Annotated in this window: 18 protein-coding genes and 1 pseudogene; 6 read left to right on the forward strand and 13 right to left on the reverse strand. The window is 64.6% G+C overall.

Going from position 1 to position 18,607, the window contains the following annotated elements; translation table 11 throughout:
* Positions 1 to 70 precede the first annotated feature (70 nt).
* Entirely contained in the window at positions 71 to 1,636 is a 1,566-nt protein-coding gene (rfaE2, locus tag OS914_RS09875; protein ID WP_267545893.1) for a D-glycero-beta-D-manno-heptose 1-phosphate adenylyltransferase, read from the reverse strand.
* Complete coding sequence (locus tag OS914_RS09880; protein WP_267545894.1) at positions 1,636 to 3,060, reverse strand: aldehyde dehydrogenase family protein; 1,425 nt, start codon at positions 3,058 to 3,060, stop codon at positions 1,636 to 1,638. The genes rfaE2 and OS914_RS09880 overlap by 1 nt, the downstream gene beginning before the upstream one ends.
* 170 nt (positions 3,061 to 3,230) lie before the next feature.
* Here OS914_RS09880 and OS914_RS09885 point away from each other — a divergent pair, with 170 nt between their 5' ends.
* Positions 3,231 to 4,394, forward strand: a complete 1,164-nt coding sequence (locus tag OS914_RS09885) for a glycosyltransferase family 9 protein (protein WP_267545895.1) — start codon at positions 3,231 to 3,233, stop codon at positions 4,392 to 4,394.
* Here the strand turns inward: OS914_RS09885 and OS914_RS09890 are convergent.
* The 7 genes from OS914_RS09890 to OS914_RS09920 are packed head-to-tail and all read right to left on the reverse strand — an operon-like array spanning position 4,360 to position 11,449.
* Positions 4,360 to 5,070 (reverse strand): SDR family oxidoreductase, encoded by a 711-nt coding sequence (locus OS914_RS09890; protein WP_267545896.1) that lies wholly within the window; start codon positions 5,068 to 5,070, stop codon positions 4,360 to 4,362. The genes OS914_RS09885 and OS914_RS09890 overlap by 35 nt on opposite strands.
* Positions 5,071 to 5,115: 45 nt before the next feature.
* Positions 5,116 to 6,528 carry a PfkB family carbohydrate kinase gene (locus OS914_RS09895; RefSeq protein ID WP_267545897.1) on the reverse strand — a complete coding sequence of 471 codons (1,413 nt, stop codon included), beginning with the start codon at positions 6,526 to 6,528 and terminating at the stop codon, positions 5,116 to 5,118.
* On the reverse strand, positions 6,525 to 7,280 hold the full coding sequence (locus OS914_RS09900; protein ID WP_267545898.1) for a D-sedoheptulose-7-phosphate isomerase: 756 nt from the start codon (positions 7,278 to 7,280) through the stop codon (positions 6,525 to 6,527). Before OS914_RS09900 ends, OS914_RS09895 begins: the two co-directional genes overlap by 4 nt.
* Positions 7,277 to 8,614 (reverse strand): glycosyltransferase, encoded by a 1,338-nt coding sequence (locus OS914_RS09905; protein WP_267545899.1) that lies wholly within the window; start codon positions 8,612 to 8,614, stop codon positions 7,277 to 7,279. The genes OS914_RS09900 and OS914_RS09905 overlap by 4 nt, the downstream gene beginning before the upstream one ends.
* On the reverse strand, positions 8,611 to 9,732 hold the full coding sequence (locus OS914_RS09910) for a glycosyltransferase (protein ID WP_267545900.1): 1,122 nt from the start codon (positions 9,730 to 9,732) through the stop codon (positions 8,611 to 8,613). Before OS914_RS09910 ends, OS914_RS09905 begins: the two co-directional genes overlap by 4 nt.
* The gene (locus tag OS914_RS09915; RefSeq protein ID WP_267545901.1) at positions 9,729 to 10,811 is read right to left on the reverse strand and encodes a glycosyltransferase family 9 protein; all 1,083 of its coding nucleotides are present in this window, start codon (positions 10,809 to 10,811) and stop codon (positions 9,729 to 9,731) included. Before OS914_RS09915 ends, OS914_RS09910 begins: the two co-directional genes overlap by 4 nt.
* Positions 10,808 to 11,449 carry an HAD-IIIA family hydrolase gene (locus tag OS914_RS09920; protein WP_267545902.1) on the reverse strand — a complete coding sequence of 214 codons (642 nt, stop codon included), beginning with the start codon at positions 11,447 to 11,449 and terminating at the stop codon, positions 10,808 to 10,810. Before OS914_RS09920 ends, OS914_RS09915 begins: the two co-directional genes overlap by 4 nt.
* Before the next feature lie 216 nt (positions 11,450 to 11,665).
* Here OS914_RS09920 and OS914_RS09925 point away from each other — a divergent pair, with 216 nt between their 5' ends.
* The 3 genes and pseudogenes from OS914_RS09925 to OS914_RS09935 all read left to right on the forward strand — a co-directional run bounded on the left by OS914_RS09925 (position 11,666) and on the right by OS914_RS09935 (position 13,514).
* On the forward strand, positions 11,666 to 12,610 hold the full coding sequence (locus OS914_RS09925) for a glycosyltransferase family 9 protein (protein WP_267545903.1): 945 nt from the start codon (positions 11,666 to 11,668) through the stop codon (positions 12,608 to 12,610).
* A 68-nt stretch (positions 12,611 to 12,678) separates the two neighbouring features.
* Positions 12,679 to 12,868, forward strand: a pseudogene (locus OS914_RS18215) (thiamine pyrophosphate-dependent enzyme); the annotation flags it as partial.
* Positions 12,869 to 13,160: 292 nt separating this feature from the next.
* On the forward strand, positions 13,161 to 13,514 hold the full coding sequence (locus tag OS914_RS09935) for a hypothetical protein (protein WP_267545904.1): 354 nt from the start codon (positions 13,161 to 13,163) through the stop codon (positions 13,512 to 13,514).
* Positions 13,515 to 13,525: 11 nt separating this feature from the next.
* On the opposite strand, the gene OS914_RS09940 is transcribed toward OS914_RS09935, so the two are convergent.
* Positions 13,526 to 14,779: a phospholipase D-like domain-containing protein gene (locus OS914_RS09940; protein WP_267545905.1), complete on the reverse strand. Its 1,254-nt coding sequence runs from the start codon at positions 14,777 to 14,779 to the stop codon at positions 13,526 to 13,528.
* 249 nt (positions 14,780 to 15,028) lie between these two features.
* Between OS914_RS09940 and OS914_RS09945 the strand changes: the two genes are divergently transcribed.
* Positions 15,029 to 15,247 (forward strand): hypothetical protein, encoded by a 219-nt coding sequence (locus OS914_RS09945; RefSeq protein WP_267545906.1) that lies wholly within the window; start codon positions 15,029 to 15,031, stop codon positions 15,245 to 15,247.
* A gap of 23 nt (positions 15,248 to 15,270) precedes the next feature.
* Here OS914_RS09945 and OS914_RS09950 read toward each other — a convergent pair whose 3' ends face one another.
* The 3 genes from OS914_RS09950 to OS914_RS09960 form a co-directional block, all read right to left on the reverse strand.
* Positions 15,271 to 16,047, reverse strand: coding sequence for an SDR family oxidoreductase (locus tag OS914_RS09950; RefSeq protein WP_267545907.1), 777 nt, complete (start codon positions 16,045 to 16,047; stop codon positions 15,271 to 15,273).
* 156 nt (positions 16,048 to 16,203) lie between these two features.
* The gene (locus OS914_RS09955) at positions 16,204 to 16,464 is read right to left on the reverse strand and encodes a YegP family protein (RefSeq protein WP_267545908.1); all 261 of its coding nucleotides are present in this window, start codon (positions 16,462 to 16,464) and stop codon (positions 16,204 to 16,206) included.
* Between the two features lie 182 nt (positions 16,465 to 16,646).
* Positions 16,647 to 17,207 (reverse strand): hypothetical protein, encoded by a 561-nt coding sequence (locus OS914_RS09960; protein WP_267545909.1) that lies wholly within the window; start codon positions 17,205 to 17,207, stop codon positions 16,647 to 16,649.
* A gap of 354 nt (positions 17,208 to 17,561) precedes the next feature.
* Between OS914_RS09960 and OS914_RS09965 the strand changes: the two genes are divergently transcribed.
* A complete protein-coding gene (locus tag OS914_RS09965) occupies positions 17,562 to 18,473 on the forward strand; it encodes a hypothetical protein (RefSeq protein WP_267545910.1) in 912 nt (303 codons plus the stop codon).
* Positions 18,474 to 18,607 lie beyond the last annotated feature (134 nt).

An 18,607-nucleotide genomic window follows, 5' to 3' on the forward strand; every position in this document is an offset into this window, starting at 1 on the left:
ACAGCTGTACGGGTCGGCATTCACGCAAAACAACATCCGGGGCGCAGACGCGATGGGTCGCTCAGCGGGTTCATCGGGCAGCGGGTTCCGCCGGCGTCTGGTTCTCTGTGGTCTGGGCTGGTGGCTCCGCGGGGTGGAGTGCGTCCCGGATCCGCTGGAGCACGGCCGTCGTCGACTGTTCTGGAACGTAGTCCAGAATGCGTACTTGGCCGCCATACGCCTGGACAGTTGCTGTTTCCTCCAGCATGTCAGGGGTGTAATCGCCGCCTTTCGCATAGATATCCGGCTGCAGGGCAGCGAGGAGGGGGATCGGCGTCGGCGAGTCAAAGACGGTGACGTAGTCCACGCAGCTCAGCGCTGCGATGACGGCGGCCCTGTCGCCCACGGCGTTGATCGGCCGGTCCGCACCTTTGAGGCGTCGCACGGAGTCATCGCTGTTCAGCGCGACGATGAGGATATCTCCGAGCTGCTTGGCCTGGTTGAGGTAACGGGTGTGTCCGCGGTGCAGCACATCGAAGCATCCGTTGGTCAGCACGATCCGGCGCCCCTGGGCCCGCTCGGCGGTGATCCTGGCCGCCAGTTCAACTGCCTCCAGCGCAGTGTCCGCGAACCCGGCCAGATGCTGTGTCAGGTCATCGGTGCTGCAGACCGACGTTCCTTGCCGTAGCACGACGACGTCGGCAGCGGCCTGCGCCAGGTCGACGCAGGTGCTCATCGGCAGTCCGGCAGCCCGCGCAAGGGTCAGCGCCGCGACGAAGGTATCGCCCGCTCCGGAGGCCTGTTTTTCGGCGGCGGGCCGGGCCCACGTGCGGTGGAAGGGTCCGTCCCGGGTGAGCAGCACAGTACCTTCCCGATCAAGGGTGACGACGGCCGCGTTAGTGCCGGTTACGGTAAGCAGTTGCTGTTGATGCCCGACGAAAAGGTCCACCCTGGCATGGCCGGCTGTCATTGAATGGCCGATCACCCGGGCGGCTTCGGCGGCATTCGGTGTGATGAGATCCGGCTCCAGCCCGGCCCAGAGACGAGGATCGTGTGCGTCCACAAGCACCAGCGGCCGTGCGGATTCGGCCGGTTCTGCCGGTTTCGCCAGCTGGGTGAACACGGCCCCAGCCACGGCCCCGGTGAGTGCTCCGAGGCCGTAGTCGCAGATCACTGCGGCGTCGGCCCCGGCCAGGAGTTCGGGGAGCTGCTGGGCCAGCAGGTCCAGGGCCTCCGGATCGGGACTTCTGAGCGGCTCATCCAGGCGCAGCATCACCTGTCCGGCGCTGACCACGCGGTACTTGGTTGTGGTGACGAGACCCGGATAGGGCAACAGCCCCGAGACGTCCACGCCCGCATCCCGCAGCAGCGCCGTGAGCGTGTCTCCCGCCTGGTCCTTACCGACCAGGCCCACCAGCCGCACTTTGGCACCGAGCGCTGCAAGGTTCATGGCGGTGTTAGCGGCGCCGCCCGGAGCGAACTGGCGGTGCTGAATTTGTACCACCGGTGCCGGGGCCTCGCGGCATAGCCTTTCAACGGTGCCGTTCCACCAGCCGTCCAGGATGACATCGCCGATCACGGTGACGCTTGGACCCAGCTCAGCCAGCTGGCGGGGGACCGATTCGGTGAGCCCCCGCTGATCCCGCAAGGGCTTCACTACGGCTCCTGGCCCGGAGCACGCCGGGGAGTTCCCACCCGCGCAATGCTGACATGGACCACCTTGACGCGGGTGAATTCGTCCAACAACTCCGGCCCGTACCCGAAGCCGTCGCCGCTGGCCCCCCGTGGCTGGGCGGAACCTCCGGGTGCGCCGCCGAAGACGGCATTGACTTTAACCGTCCCAACCGGCAGGACAGCCGCTGCCCGGTGGGCGTGCTCGATGCTGGTGGTCAGGACGGTGGCAGCCAGGCCGTAGCGTCCGGCCGAAGCGAGCCGAAGACCTTCCTCGAAATCGGCGACCACTTGCACCGGTGCCACTGGCCCAAACGTTTCCTCGGTCATGATCTCCATCTGTTCGGTGCAGTCGAGCAGTACGGTGGCCGGGTAGTAGGCTCCCGGACCGGACGGAACGATCCCGCCAGACGTAGCGTGTGCACCGAGCGCAATTGCCTGGGTGACTTGTGCATGGACCACGTCCCGCAGCCGGGTATCCACCAGCGGAGCCAGCGGCTGCTCCGTATTGCGCCGGCGTGCCTCTTGGGTCAAAGCGGAGCAGAAGCGATCGGCAATGTCCTGGTGAACGTATATCCGTTCCACCGCAGTGCAGATTTGCCCGCTGTTGCTGAAGGCTCCAACCGCTGCTTGCTCCGCGGCCCATCCGGGGTCGACATCGGCATCCACCAGAAGGGGATCATTGCCACCGTTTTCGCGGACGACGTGCGCCCCGGTCAGCACCGCTGCCCTGGCTATCCGCAGCCCCGACGCGGTGGAGCCAACGTGGGCCACAACATCAGCGTCGGCGCTGGTCAGCATGGCCCCTACTTCCGGCCCCCCGGTTACGGTCAGTAGTACGCCGGGCTCAAACACGTCGCTGAGCAGTTCGCCGAGCAGCAGACCCAGATGCGGGCAGCGTTCGCTCGGCTTATGGATCACGGTGTTGCCCGTGACCAAGGCTGCACCGATCAACCCCGCAGCGACGGCCACCGGATCATTCCAAGGGGTCAGCAGCACGGCGACGCCGCGCGGCTCGGCGACGGTGTAGTCGGCCGCTAAGGCGCTGCCGCGCAGACTGTGTCCGCGGTGTACCGGACCCAACTGGGCGTATTGCTCAAGCGTTGACACCGCAGCCGCAATACCGGCGAGCGCTTCGTCAACGGGACGGCCAGTTTCCCGACTGTTCATTTCCGCCAACTCCGCTGCGCCATCCGCCAAAGCACGGGCAGCCGCCACCAACAACGCGCCGCGCTGCTGGGGGTCAGTGCCAGCCCAGCCGGGCAGGGCCGTCCTGGCGGCGGAGAACGCCAACGCCATGTCCTCGCGGGTGTCCGCCGCGAGCGTTCCGACGAGGGACCCGGACCGTGGGTCGTAAACAGTCAGGCCACGCGCTGCGGCCGAAATGGCGGGTTCGATCAACGATGTCATGGCATCCTCACGATTCGCTCCGGTCAACACTGTTTTCGCGGCCAAGGGTTCTGTGGACTTCGTACCCGCTCCGTCAACACTTTAGACACGTGCTGCCGAAGTGTTTTCCGGTGGCGGGAAGTCGGGGCAACGGCCTAAGGTAAGCGGAAGAATCGATGGCGGGAGAGTAGATGATTCACGAGCCGATGGCAGATTTTGCTGCCGGAGCGATCCGGGGAATTGGTATCGGTCCACTGCTGGAGCGGTTTCCGGACGTCCGCAAAATCGCGGTCCTGCGGGGCGGCGGGCTGGGGGATTTGATGTTCGCGCTCCCGGCGCTGCAGTCGCTGGCTGTCTGCTATCCAAAGGCCGAGGTGGTGCTGCTTGGTACGCCGGTGCACGCGGCGCTGCTGGCCCAGACACACAGCCCGGTGCATCGGGTTCATGTGGTGCCCTTCGCCCAGGGAGTGCGTCCGGGACCGGAAGATCCGGCGGCGCAGACGGGCTTTTTCGCTCGAATGCGGGCAGAGAACTTTGACCTGGCCGTCCAGCTGCATGGCGGTGGGCGCTATTCCAACCCATTTCTCCTGCGCCTCGGTGCCCGGCACACCGTCGGGATGCGGACCCCGGACGCAGCCCGGCTGGACCGGACAATTCCTTATGTTTATTATCAACACGAGCCTCTGCGGGCACTGGAAGTCGCCGGGCTTGCCGGTGCCGTTCCCGTGGACCTGGAGGCCAGGCTGCGCCCCCGGGAGGAGATCCGGAACGCCGTCGGAGAGCTGCTGGGCGCGAATGAAACGAGCTGGCGCGCACTGGTGGCTATTCACCCGGGGGCGACGGATCCGCGGCGTCGCTGGCCGGCGGAATCGTTCGCCCAGGTGGCCGCGTCCGCAGCTGCGGACGGCAGCCGAGTGCTGATCGTCGGGGATGCGGCCGATAAAGCACTGGCGGAGGACATCGTCGCCCTGGCGGACTCGGGCGATGGCGCGGTCAGCTCCATGGCCGGTCGGCTCTCTCTCGGTGAGCTGACCGCCCTTCTGGCCGCCAGCGATGTCATGGTCGGCAACGACAGCGGGCCACGGCACCTTGCGCAGGCCGTGGGGACGCCGACGGTAGGGATTTATTGGGTCGGCAACGCCCTGAGTGCAGGCCCGCTTGGGCGGACCCTGCACCGGCTTCATCTATCCTGGGTGACGAACTGCAGCGTATGCGGCGTGGACTTAACACAGGTGGGCTGGACGGCGCAGCGCTGCGTACACGACGAGTCCCTTGTTGCCCAGGTTAGGCCCGAGGAAGTTTACGCGGATGTGCAGGACCTCACGGCCATGAGCCTTCTTCTTCGTGACAAATGAGCATCTCCCGTATCTCGCAACCGACGGGCTGGGACAGCGCAAAGAGGATCGCTTGTGCCACCCTCGCCGGATCATTGAGCCGCGAGTCATCCTGCGGCTTATATTGCTCATCCCGATCGTCAAAGAAGTGCGTGTTCATGCCGCCCGGAATGATGGTGGTCACGCCCATCCGGCCGCCGGTTTCCGCTGCTAACGCCTGGCTGAATCCGAGCACGCCGAACTTTGAGGCACAGTAGGCCGTCGCGTCGGAAACGCCGCGCTTGGCCAGGGTGGAAGCGATGGTGATCACCCGGCCGTGAGAGGCCAGCAGAAAGGGCATCGCTGCGCGTACCACGGAGACCGTACCGAGCAGATTGACGCCGATCACCTTTTCCCACTCGTCCGCCGGAACGTCGTCGAGCCTACCGCAACGGTCCGTTCCGGCTGCCGTGACGACGGCGTCAAGACCACCAAGGGTCTTGGCGGCCTCTTCAACTGCCACAGTGACCGCGGCCCTGTCCGAAACGTCCACCTCGAAGGCTTTGACTCCGCTCACCTGTGAAATATCCCGGTCCAGTACCACCGGCGTCCCTCCGGCTTCCAGTACAGCGCTGACGACGGCGGCACCGAGTCCCGACGCGCCGCCGGTCACCACTATCCGCCCGCCGTTGGCGAGACTAATTGTCTTTGCGTTCATCTGATTCCTCACTTTTGGTCTGTGTACTTAGTTCCTGAGAAGGCGTTACCCGGTTGCGGAAAGCGCAGCCGCGAGTTTGCTGGTGGAATGGTCTGGATAGAAAGGGACGGTGACGGTTTGGCCGCCCCAGGAGCGGACCAGGTCGGCTTCCGGCAGTTCTTCGGTGTCGTAGTCGGCACCCTTGACCCAAAGATCCGGGCGCAAGCGGTCCAGAGCGACAACCGGGGAATCCTCGTCGAAGACGAGTACCGCGTCGACACATTCGAGCGAAAGCAGCAGTTCCGCGCGATCGCGCTGACCTACGATTGGGCGTTGGTTCCCTTTGAGCCGCCGGACCGAGGCATCGGAATTCAGGCAGACGATCAGGCAATCGCCCAGTCCCCGGGCGGCCGTAAGGCTGCGCGAGTGGCCCGCATGCAGGAGGTCAAAGCAACCTCCGGTCGCCACCACGGTTCCTCCCTTATCGCGGGTTTCTTGGACCACCCGAAGTGCATCGACGCCGTCCGAATGTATCTGCACCGGCGGAGCCTGCTGTTCAAGTGTTTGCACGCCACCGCAAGCCAGGAAGGCGGCTGCCTCACGCACGGCGATCTGTGCCGCCGCCGCCAGGTCCGTCCCGTTTCCCAGCTGTACTGCCAAACTGGCAGCGAACCGGTCGCCCGCCCCGCAGGGATCCGTGACGGCGATGTTGGGTGCCGGCACAAGGTGCCCGACGGCGCCATCACCGGTCAGCAGCAAGGCACCCTCGGCACCAAGGGTGACCAGCACGGACCTGCTTTGCCACTGGGCCAGCAGTGCGGACCCGGCCCTGGCGGCGGCCACGAGAGATCCGACTGCGAGGGATCCGGCCGCGGCACGGTCGGCTGGTCCGGCAGCAGCGGCCGCGGCCTTTCCGGCCTCCGCAAGGTTCGGGGTGACAACCGCGACACCTGGTACGGGATCGGCACCGGACGGATGCGGATCCCAAACCACCGGAATTTCGCGGGCCCGGCGACGTATCAGCTCACGGAGGGACGCGTTAGCGGTCAGGCCCCTTCCGTAATCGGACACCAGCAGGATGTCCGCGGCATCGACAGCTGCCAGCATCGACTCCGTCACCTCGGGGACGGTCGCGCTGCCGCAGCCTTCATCGAATCTGACAACGGGCTGGCCCTGTGCACGGACACGGGTTTTGACCGGCGTCGCGACGCGGGATGGGCCGGCAACGACATCCAGTCCGGTGAGCGTTCCGAGCGCCCCGCGCAGTTCCTCCGCCGCCCGGTCATCGGAGAGCACGGTCACAAGAGTGACCCGGTGGCCGTCCCGGACGAGGATGGCCGCGACCAAACCGGCACCGCCGGGCCTGCGCCCTACCTGCTCTACATCGACCACCGGAACGGGAGCATCTGGACACAACCTGGTGGCCGGGCCGTTCATGTCGACGTCGAGCAAGACGTCTCCCAGTACTACGATGTTCATCGGATTTTCCTTGCGTCGTCCGGCACTGGCATCGTCGAGGACAAAGGCTGCGCTGCCATCGAAACGATTGAGGGAACCGACCGGGCACGGAGGACTTCGCAGTCGAAGGCACGGCATAGCGCGTGCAGGGCGATCAGATGCCCCTCCTGGGCATTCGCGGGGAGGGCATCAACCGCAATGGAATCGTCACAGCTGCGGGTCAGCGGATTCGGACCGCGTCCGGTCAGGGCCCAGCTGGTCACTCCTATTGCTCGGGCCGCTTGCACCGCTTCCAGCAGATTCGGGCTCCGACCGCTGGTGGAGATCAAAATCAGCACATCACCGCTCCTCCCATGCGCCCGGACCTGCCGGGCAAAGACCTGGTCATATCCATAGTCATTGCCGATGGCAGTCAAGGCGGAAGATTCCGCGTGCAGGGCGATCGCCGAAAAGGGTTCACGCTCGGCATCGAACCGGCCTACTAGTTCTGCGCTCAAGTGCTGTGCCTCGGCCGCGGACCCACCGTTGCCAGCGGTCAGTAGCCGCTGCCCACTCATGAGCTGCCGGGCCAATTCGGTTCCCCAGTGGGATAGGTGCCGAGCCTCCTTCCGCAGCGACTCCAGTGCCGGCGCGACGCTGTCCAAGTGCTGCAGGACGGTGGTCAGAGCGGCATGTACCGGCGCATCCGCCACAACGTCGGCAGGAAGGAAGGATCTTGGCTCAACAGCTGCCGTGAGCCGAGACCGTTGGGCAGCCAGGGGTTCCGGGCTCATAGCGCCGTACCTTCCATTCTTTGTAAATACCCTTGGGGTAAATATCTCTGGGGTAAATAGTCCGGGGTCAGGTATTCCCCGGCCAGGCCTGCCGACGGTGAGTCGCCACGGGCAAGCATGGAGTTGAGCGTCGTTTGATAGAACTTTTCCGTCTCGGCCGCAATACGGTCCCAGGAGTATCGTGACCGTACCCGTAGCTGGCCGGCCCGCCCCAGCCGTATCCGCAGCTGCGGATCCCGGAGAAGTTCCCCTACAGCGGCGGCGATGGCGTCCGGATCCATCGGCGGGACGTGCAGTCCGGTGGAACGATCCACCACGGTGTCGATGAGACCGCCGACGGCGGCGGCGACCACCGGAACGCCACAGGCCATGGCCTCCAGCGGGACAATGCCGAACGGTTCGTACCATGGCGCGCAGACGATGGCATCGGCACTACGCAGCAGCGCCGGCATGTTTTCCCGGGGGACCTGTCCCCGCAAGCTCACCCGATCGGCTACGCCAAGTTCGGCGGCTAAGGCCAGCAGCCGTCGGGCCTCCAGATCGGAATCCAGGGCATCCGAGGCACCGGCCCCGCCGACGACAATGAGCTCGACGTCGTCGAACCCTGCGGCCCGGAGCAGGGGAAGCGAGCGAATAACCAGATCCACGCCCTTACGGGGAACCAGCCTCCCCACACTGACGATCCGGTGCCGCCGTGTCCTTTCGTCCGCCGGCCCTTCGGCGCGGAATAGGTCCAGATCCACCCCGCAGGGTGCAATCGAGACCTTTGAACCGGAGACGCCCATCGCCTTGAGTTCGAAGAGTTCGTCAGAACAGGTTGCTATGACCCGGTCGACTGCCCGTCCCACCGAGGCCTCCAGCCACTGCCGCTCGACCGGGCTGGTGTCCTGCACACCCTGATGGCGCCGTTTGACGGTACCTAAGGCGTGGAAAGTCTGAACCACCGGGACCGGGTATCCGCCGCCCGAATAGCGCCTGGCCGCGTCCAGCGCCGCGACGCCGGACATCCAGAAGTGCGCATGCACCACGCCGGGCGGATAATTTCCCCAATCCTCGACGATGCCATCAGCCAGTGCCCCCATAAACGGCAGCAGGCCATCCTTGGGAAGATGATCCGCCGGGCCGGCGTCGAGATGGACCACGTCCAACCCTTGGCGCACATGCACGCGATGGGCCAGGTCCGGATTGTCCCGACGGGTATAGACGGTGACTCGGTGCCCGCGTTCGGCCAGGGCTATGGATAACGCGGCCACATGGACGTTCTGTCCGCCGGCGTCCACACCGCCCAAGGCGGCCAGTGGACTTGCATGTTCGGAAACCATGGCTATTTTCACAACGTGGTCCTTTCACCTGGCGAAGCGAGTCCTGGCGAGGCCTGTTTTGCCGAAGCGAGCCCTGCCGGAGCGATTATGGCCTCAGTTATTCCGGCCGTGGATGGCCCGGGTGCCTCTGCCACAGTGCCGGTAGGGGCGCGGCGGCGTCCCGGGCCCCGTGTGGTGACGTCGCCCAGCACCCGGTCCCAGGCAGCGAGGAACCCTGCCAGGCTGTAACGGTCCAAGGCTGCCTCCCTGGCAATCCTGCCGCGGCGGCGCGCTTCTTCCGTGTCGAGGATCAACGTCGAGGCGGCTCGATGAAGATCATGAACATTGGTGGACACGGCGCCGGCTTCGGGCGGGACTGCCCGGGCCGCCTCGGTGCTGGCCAGCGCCAGCACCGGCATGCCCAGATGCATCGCTTCCAGCAGTGCAAGACCCAGTGAAGTCCAGCGCAGCGGGTGGAGATACACCCGGCAGCCGCTGAGTTCCCGGTGCAGCCGGGCTGTCGGGAGGTCGCCCCGGATCGTCAGGTCGGCCGGCCCAAGCCCGAGGGGCCCGGACAGGGCTTCGGTGCCCATGCCGAAGACCTCCAGTGGGGCGATGCCGGCAAAGGAAGGAAGTAGATCCGTTCCGGTAACACGCCACCTGCGCACGGGTTCGTTGATCACCACGCCGAGGTGGGGGCGCTCGCCGGTATAGAGATAACCGGGGTCAACGATGCCGTGCTCAATCACCACAGTTGCGGCGTTGCCGGTATCCCAGAAGAGATCATTGAAGTGCGTCACATGCACCACGGGAATGTCGGAACGGTCTGCCAGCGGATGCAGCGACGCTGGTACATTGCCCTTGGGCGTATTGTGCTCCAGATAGACGGCCGGAATATCCCTGCCGGGGTGCCGGCCCAGAAGCTCCCCACACACAGGGATTTCTTCGGGACGCTGCAAAACGACGACGTCCACCTCGGCCTGTCGAAGGCTGCCCGGATCCACGTCCCGGACATTGGCAGGCCAGTTCCGGCCGCCGCGCCCCAACCCCCATGGGGCCCCCTCGGACGTAGCCGGCAGCAGATAGTCATGGGCGCCTTGCACGAACGCGTCGGTCCAACCTCCGTGCACATGCCACAAGAGAACTTTCACCGTTGCCTCACTTCCCTTCGTGTCCGCAGCGAAGAAACTCCGTTGAGCAGTCTTTCAACGGCGTCGACGACGTCATCGGGGGAAACCGACGACAGACACGGGTGGCCAGGCACCGGGCATTCGCGCGCCCTGCTGAGCCGGCAGGGTGCGGTTTGATCGCCGAGGAGTTCCAACGGGACACCGTATGGGGCCCAGCGGACTGCGGGGACCACCGGTGAGAACAGCGAAACTACCGGCGTGCCCACCGCTGCTGCCAAATGCGCAGGTCCGGTATTACCAGTGATCAGCACGCAAGCTCCGGAAACTACACCGGCAAGTGTTGCCAGATCCGTCTGGCCGCCCAAGTCCAGCCCGGCAACTCCTGCCACCGTTGCCGTTAAATGAGCCTCGGCAGCGGAACCGGTCACCACGACGCGATATCCGCTCCCGGTCAGTAACTCCACCACGGCCGCGTGGTGCAAGGCCGGCCACCGGCGCGAAGGCACCGCGGCACCGGGATGGATGGCTATATAGGGCGCGGCGCCAACAAGGGCACTGACATCGGGTGAATCCTTTACCCTTAGCTTTCCATCATCGCCGGCACCCAGTTGGTAACCGGCAGCACAGGCGATAGTCAGTGCCCGTTCCGGCTCCGGCTGGTCCTCAGGAAAGTCCTCGCCCGGGCGGAGCCGGACATCGAGCAATGAGCCGGCATAATCCGTGGAGGCAGCCGTGATGAACGGGACGCCAGCCAGACGCAGTGCCAAGGCCAGGGGCAGGGGCGATTGATGGAAAGAGGTCAGAATGATGGCTTCGTCCAGGGCTGCTCCGCGGATAAAGTCGCCCAGCTTTTGCATCCGTGCCGTATTCGCTGCCGGTGCGGGGGAGCTGATCCAAGGGCACTCCCAGGTGAACTGAGCGGCAACTCCCGGCAACAGTGAACCCGCCGCTTCGCCCTGCGGTCCGTTGAGAAGTATCACCTCCGTCGGCTCTGCGCCATGGCGGGCACCCGCTCCACCGGCGATGGCACGCACCGCGGGGCCGGCCAGCAGCACGTCGCCGGCGCTGTCCAAACGGGCAACCAGAACGCGCCGGGTCATCGGGTACTTCCCGATGATGCCCCGAGTAGAAGCTGGAGCGCTGCAGCGAGGTCCTTGGCGACCAACGCGGCCTGCACTACCTCTTCGGGCCGAGTCACCGCTGTGGGCACGAGGACCCCGGTGGCTCCAGCGGCATGGGCGGCGCCCATATCCGAGCCGATGTCCCCGATGTATGCGGTTCGAAATGGCGATATCCCCAAGGTGCTGCAGGCATCCAAAATCATGCCGGGGGCTGGCTTTCGGCAGCGGCAACCGGCGGCTGGCCCGTGTGGACAGATTTTCCACACGTCAAAGGGGCCAAATATATCGTCCACGCGGCGGTTGACGGCGCGCACCTGCACTGCAGTGAGGAGTCCACGGGCGATTCCGGATTGGTTAGTGAGGACGCCGGTGTGCAGACCCGCCCGGCGTGCCGCGGCGACAGCAGCAACCGCACCGGGAACCGGAATGACCAGCTCCGGATCGGCGTTGTAGGGCTGATCCAGTACCAGTGTTCCGTCACGATCGAAGAAAATGGCGTCAAAAAGTGCCGTGTCGAAAACTGCGGAGGGACTTTCAGTCAACGGATCGCCAGCCGCGGCAGCCGACGGCCAAGTGCTGGCTGTGGGGACCTTCGCGCCCTCGTCGATATTCGGCATATAAGGACTGTTCCCCAATGGACGCTGTGCCAAACCAAGGCCGCAGGAATTCTTTTCCCCCGTCCACCTTTTTAAGACCTGCCCCGGTCAATATGTGCACCTCTAAGTACGTGCGCACGAGCTGCGGCCGGAATGAAGTCCGGCGCAGTAAAGTGTGGCCATAAGACTGTAGGCGTTTTGCAGATTTTGCTCCGAACGAGTGAGTAAAGGAGCGGCATGGAGAGTCTTCCTTCTGACGGCAGACCCGAGGTACTCGCTCTTCGCGCACTTAAATTGGGGGATTTGTTGGTGGCAGTTCCGGCGCTGCACGCCCTACGACGGGCATATCCTAGGCATCGGCTTATTTATGCCGCGCAGCCCTGGCTTGCCCCGGCACTCGCACTTGTTGGCGGAGTTGACACGCTCTTGGCGACACCGGGCCTCGACGACCCGCTGACGCTGTCCGCGGGCCGTGTCGAGGTGGCCGTCAATCTGCACGGAAGCGGACCCGAAAGTACGCGCCGCCTGGACGAACTGGCTCCAAAACAGCGGATCGGGCACCTCGGCCCGGGCTGGGACGGACCTCACTGGCGGGACGGTCTACATGAACGCGAACGCTGGGCGGAGTTGCTGCAGTGGCACGGAATTCCAGCCGACCCGCTGGACTACCGTCTGCAACCGCCCAAAGTGCGGAACCCGTTACCCGGCGCGGCCGTGATCCATGTGGGCGCCGCCTACGGCAGCAGGCTCTGGCCCCAGGAGCGGTTTGCGGCGGTGGCCTGCGCACTTGAGTCCGCCGGACACGTCGTTGCGTTTACCGGCAGCGAGGGGGAGCGTCCGCGGGCCCTGCGGGTTGCGGCTCTGGCCCGTCTGCCGCGCGAGCGGGTGGTCGCTGGCACCCTCGGCCTGGACGAATTCGCCGCCGCTATCGCAGGCGCCAAGCTCGTTGTGTCAGCGGATACCGGCGCAGCGCACCTGGCATCGGCGTATGGGCGCCGGTCCATCGTCATTTTTGGCCCTGCTCCGGTTTCCGAATGGGGCCCGCCGCCGGGTCCGCACATAGTCCTCACCAAAGCGGAACTTCGTCGGGGTGATACTTTCTCGGCCATCCCTGACCCTGCCCTGCTGGCCGTATCCGCAGCAGACGTGCTGGCCGCTGCCCGCGAGCTCGGCTGCCTTTAGCCGCATCGAGGCTGGCAGCAGCATGATGGAATTGCCTCGGCGACAACGGGGTCAGCGTGGCGCAGGGCAAGGACGTAATATTTACGGCCGACATGGGCATGTGCGACGTCTGGACTGCACGGTACATCGATCCGTTGGGGGACCAGGCTTCTGCTCGGTTCCTTTCTGCACGGGTCGATGGCTAATGCCTTACCGCGGGCGATCGGTGCGCAGCTTGCCTACCCTAAACGTCGGGTCATTTCGGTCTCGGGGGAGGGGAAGCCTGTCCATGCTGCTGGACTACCAATCCGGCGGGTCTTCGGCTCTGTCACTGCCACGTCCAAGGTTGTCCTGAACAAGGACGCTGGAGGGGTGGTCAGCAAGAGTGGGAGCAACCCGCGCAACGTGCCGAGGCGTTAGTGCCCGGGAGCGGAGGTGCTGATCGGCCCGGGCACTCGAATTCATCGGCCCGCCGGGCTACGCTGGCGGGAAGACCAGCAAACAGTTCGGTTCGGCTCAGTTCAGGGCAGGCCAGCAATCTGGTTCGATTCGGTTCAAGGAGCGTGACGCGATGAGCTTATTGGAGCTGGTGGACAGGGGCATGCGGGTGGTTGACGCGAGCGGCAAGATGATCGGAAAGGTCGATCACGTCAAGGGGCCGAATCCGAAGGCCGCGGCGTTCGAAGAGGTGTATTCCACGGCGGCGCAGAACGTACTCTTTGTGGGACTGAACTCGCTGGTGGGAACCGAACCCAGAGTTCCTGAGGAGATGGCGCGCAGGCTCTTCCAGACGGGCTACGTCAAAATCGACGGCAAGGGTTTCCTTGCGCGAAACTCTTACGTGGCCGCGGATGAACTCGAACGCATTGAGGACGGGAAACTATATTTACGCCTGAGCCAGCACGAACTCCCGCTCCAGGAATAACGGGGCCTGGGCTACAGCAGGGGACGTAACGGTGCGAGGATCGATTCGCTGAACCGGGCTGCCACTCGGCGGCCCTCCCATTCCTCCAGGGTCAGGATACGGCTGTTGGCGCTGTCGATGGCGAAAATGGTCTCCAGATCGGCCGCGAGGTTGGCATCGTAGATTTCCATGTTGATTTCGTAGTTGCCGGTCAGGCTGAGCCGGTCAATATTCGCTGTGCCAACGGTGGACCATTGGCCGTCAACCGTGGCGGTTTTCGCGTGGACCATAGCATTTTGGTACAGCAGTATCGTGACACCGTCGCGTAAGAGTGCCGTGTAAAAGCCACGGGAGAGCCAGTCGGAAAGGATGTGATTGGACTCTTCGGGAAGGATAACCCGCACATCGACCCCCCGCCTGCTGGCGCTGAGCAGCGAATCGAGAATCTGCTGGTCAGGAATGAAGTAGGCCATGGTGATGTAAATGTGATGGCTGGCCCGATCGATGGCATCGAGATAGACGCCTCGAATGGGAAATACCAGGCTGGACGGAATGTTGTTGACGGCCCGGACACGTGGTTCCCAGAAGTTTGCGTTAGTCTCACGCAGCTCTGGAAGATTCTTGCGGTAGTGATTCCAGACCGTGGCGAACGCCTGTCGCAGTTCCCATACGGACGGTCCGGAGATCTTCAGGTGCGTGTCCCGCCATTGGGTGGCGTAGAGCGATCCGATGTTGTAGCCGCCGACGAAACCGATCTCGTCGTCCACGATCAGGAGCTTGCGGTGGTCCAGTCCAGTGCCGCGAACATTGGTGAAGACAATGGAGGGCCGAAGAACGGGAAAAGGCAATACATGGATCGCCGGATGGAAACGGAAAAACGATCGTGGTACCACCAAATTAGCGAACACATCGTAAATTACGAAGATTTCCACGCCGCGTTCCGCCGCTTCGGCCAGGGCGGCTTTGAATTCCTGGCCGACCTTGTCGTCCTTCCAGATGTAGGTTTCCATGAGGATCCGCTTCTTGGCCTGCCGGATCTGCGCCAGCATCTCCTTATACAGGTCCTCACCAAAGGTATAGATCGTGGTGCTGGAACCGGCCACCTCGCTTTTGAACGTGCCCGGACGCGGAAAGCCGACACGCTTGCTTCGGCCGTGCTTGCGAAGGGTGTCCATGATGACCAGTGCTGCGATGACTGCGCCTTGGAGCGCGAGAAAGCCCAGTGCCGTGCGTTGGACGGTGCGTTTGAGGATCCCGGATGCGCTCTTGAGTTGGTGCAGTCTCATGAAGAAACCTTAGCAAGCCCGCAGGCGCATCCGGCGACGGTGCTCTGGCAGACGACGGACACCACTACCGGTCGGCTGTTACCGGACCGGCGTCCATGCCGCGGCTTTCCATCCGGGGCCGGTGGAACGCGTTTGTGGGAAGCATCCTGTCCTTGCGCCCGGGGCGATGCTAGCGTTAAAGCGAGCGGGCATGCGGGCCTCTTTTAGCGGGTCGGCTGCGCGGCCGTCCTGCGGAAAGGGAGCAATGCCATGAGCCAGCACGTGTTCGGCATCATTGAATGGATTTTCTGGATTGTAGCAATCGGGAGCGCGTGTCTGGCCTTGTTCCGCGCGGAGGTCGTATCGGCCGGAAGCTCACCGGGAGTACGCCAGCGCAACGGTCTCCTCATGGGCTTGTGGATCCTGGCAGCAGTGACCGGACTGCTCGGTCTGGTCACCGCTGCTCTGGCCATGCGCGCCTCTCTCTAGTCCCCGGCCGGCCGGGGACGGGCCTACGCGGTGCCCCCGGCGGCCAGCAGGCCGCCGTCGAGGTTCAACACCTGACCGGTGATCCAGGCGGCATCGCTGCTGGCCAGAAACGCGACGGCGGCTGCAACGTCCTCCGGCGTCCCCAGCCGGCCGAGCGGATAGTGTGCGGCAACGGCGGCCTCGCGCCCGACGTAGAGCGCCCGCGCGAACTGTGTCTTGACCACGGCAGGAGCGACCGCGTTGACCCGGACCCTCGGTCCCATCTCGGCAGCAAGGGAACGTGTCAGGTGTTCTATCGCGGCCTTACTGACGCCGTAAAAGCCGAGGCCAGAGGCGGGCGTCTGCCCGGAGACAGAGGATATATTGATCACGGAACCGCCGCGTGCGGCGAAGTCGAGTTCCGGATGATGATAGGCATCCTGCACCCAGGCCAAGGCACCAAAAATATTGACCTCGGCGATCTTTCTGGCGGCGGCAAGGTCCAACTCCATCAGTGTTCCGTAGACCGGATTAATGCCGGCGTTGTTGACCAGAATGTCCAGCCGGCTAAAACTACGGGCGACGGCGTCCAGCACCTCACATCGATGCCGCGGATCATCGGCTGCTCCGGCGAGAGCGAGTACCGACCCTTCGGGGAATTGTGCGGCCGCCGCCGCGAGCGGTTCCGGTGTCCGTGCCGTGATGCAGACCCGGGCACCCTCGGCTACCAGCCGATGCGCCACCGCCAGCCCGATGCCCCGGCTCGCCCCCGTGACGATCGCTGTCAGTCCGCTGAGTCGGTGCGAATCGGTGGCGCTCATGGTCTGCTCTTTCGGGGGTCGGTCGGCCAGCGTTGTCAGTCTAATCCGGCACTGACGGGGTTGCGCTGTGGGAAGTGTGCTGACCCGCTAAGCGGTCGCGACCCACGCTTAAGGCAAATCACCGCCCGAAGGCTGATGCCAGCCGTGGGTCAGCGGCTACGCAGCGGGAGCGTGGTTCCGGACCGTGGCTAGAGCGTTTGCTTGCTGCTTATTTTCATCTGTGGCTGACTGCGTCTGGCGGCTGTGGTCCAGCACCAGGCCCGTCCCGCCGATTTCGCGAAGCACGTCTATGCCGCGCACCGCCGCTTCCTTGCTGGGGTATGAAACAGAGACCGCCAGGAGAGAACCGCTGCCGGTCAGCATCTTGATCCGATACCCGCCGTCGGACGCGTCAACTAATTCGAAACAGCCTGCCATGTTGGGCTCCAAACCTCAGCGAGGAAACATTATCTTGCTAACAATAAGCATACTTGCTACCTTGGCACGAATCGTGAGCGGCTGGCCGCACGCCCGTGCTCAGCCACATGTGCCCAGCCAAATATGCCCAGCCCAATGTGCCCAGCCCAATGTGCCCAGCCACACACGTGACGCCACAAACGTCAGGCATACCCAAGCAGGACAGCGGCGAGGCCGCCGGCAATCAAGGCTTCCGCTAGCCCTTGTGGCTTAGCCACCGGCCGTGCCGAGGTGTCCTGCCGCGGTGTGGCAAAGCTGGCAAGGAGCCAGATGACCGCTGCGATCACCAAAAGCACCGCGCCGTAAACAGACAGCAGGATAGAACCGAGAAGGTGGGTAGCTGGGCCGGGATTGCCGGGGCCAGGGGCTGCCGACGTGAGAATCCAAAAGCTCAAGGCCAGCTGGACGGCGCGGTAAATCAACCAGGCGCGGTGCTGGTGATTAGCCCATTGGGGACGCCGGGGGAGAACCTGCATCAGAAACCAGGCGGCCGCGACCAGCATGATGGAGCCGGCTGCCGTCTCGACGCCGCCGGGCATCAGGTGGAGTGCAACCAGTGCCAGTGCTAACGCCATCAGCGCGGTCAGCAATTGGTTGATCCGGGCAGCCCAGGGATGCGGAGGAACCATGCTGGCCACGGAATGCAGTGCAGACAGAAGGAAGGCCACGGCCACAATGGACCAAGAATCGAAGCTGAACTGCACTAAAGGCGTCCTTTACGCACGGGCCCCAGACGCACCGGCTCAGGCGCGAACACCGGCAGGTGTTAAGAGCGTCCTACTGTTATAGCCGAATAAGATATGAATCTGCTGGCAGTGGCGCGGGCCACTGAAAGGAGGCGTCAATGGCCCAGGTGCTCGGTGTTACTGGCGTGGTAGCGGGAAAGGTGTCGGACATGTCCTCTAACCCCGCCAACGCCCTCGGGTACGCTATGGCCAAGCCCGTGCCCAGGTTATGGCGGAATTTCCGAAACGGCGAGGGCGCCGAACCTGTAGTCGCCGTCGTTGGCATTTGGACGGTTCGCCGCGTGCGGTCTGTCGGAAGGGACGGTCGTCTGTATGGCCGGTGAGCAGGCACAGGCGAACGACGACGAGGCGCTGGCAGAGCACACCGCGCGGCTCTATGGCTTACCGGCTTCGGATTTTACGGCCGCCCGCAATGCTGACGCTGCTGCGGTGCGCTCCGCCGGGAGGACGACGTTGGCCCGGCGGATCGGCGCCCTGGCGAAACCTTCGGCGGCGGCCTGGCTGGTGAACATGCTGGTCATCCATCGGGCGCAGGAAGTCGAGGGACTTCTGCAAGTGGGTGAAGAGCTCCGGAGGGCCCAGTCGGAGCTGGATCAGGAGAAGATGCGCAGCCTGAGCCGGGAGCGCCGCGAGCTGCTCGCCAAGCTGTTGAAGTCCGGCCGGGAGTTGGCCGCTGACCTGGGCTCGAAGGCAAGTGATGCCGTACTCCGGGACATTGAACAGACGCTGCGGGCCGCCACGGCTGATGCGTGGGCCGCCGCCGCTGTCCGGACCGCAACGCTGACCCGCGCTCTATCGGCAGACGGTTGGGGCGCGGTGGACCTTTCGGGAGCCGTGGCGGCGCAGAGGCACCTGGCAGGAAAGGCTGCATCCGGTAAAAAAGAGGACGAATCTGCAGGCGGAGAATCTGCAGGTGCACAGTTGACGGGCAGGATGCGGGAAGCGGCGCAACGAAAGGCCGAAGCAGCCGAGCGCACCGCAGAGAAAGCGGAAAGGACCGCGGAGGGCCTGCGGCAACAGAACTGCGAACTAACAGCAACGCGCACGGCTTTGATCACCCGGCTCGGTGAGCTGACGGACTTGGCCGAAGAAGCCAAGCGCAAAATTGCCGCCGCGGACCGGGAAGTGGACCGTCTGCGGCGCCAGCAGGAACTGGCGGTGCGCGCCGCAGCCACGGCCCGTAGCGCCGCCGATCGCGCGGCGGACCGCCTGAGGGGGCACTAAACAGCACCGGCGTAGGGAAGGCGTGTGGAAGGAACGGGTGCCAGGGGAGCCGGGCGGATGGAACGTGTGCCAGGGGAGCCGGGCGGATGGAACGTGTGCCAGGGGAGCCGGGCGGATGGAACGTGTGCCAGTTG

This window comes from Arthrobacter endolithicus (assembly GCF_026627425.1).
In the GTDB taxonomy this organism is placed as follows: Bacteria; Actinomycetota; Actinomycetes; order Actinomycetales; family Micrococcaceae; genus Arthrobacter_M.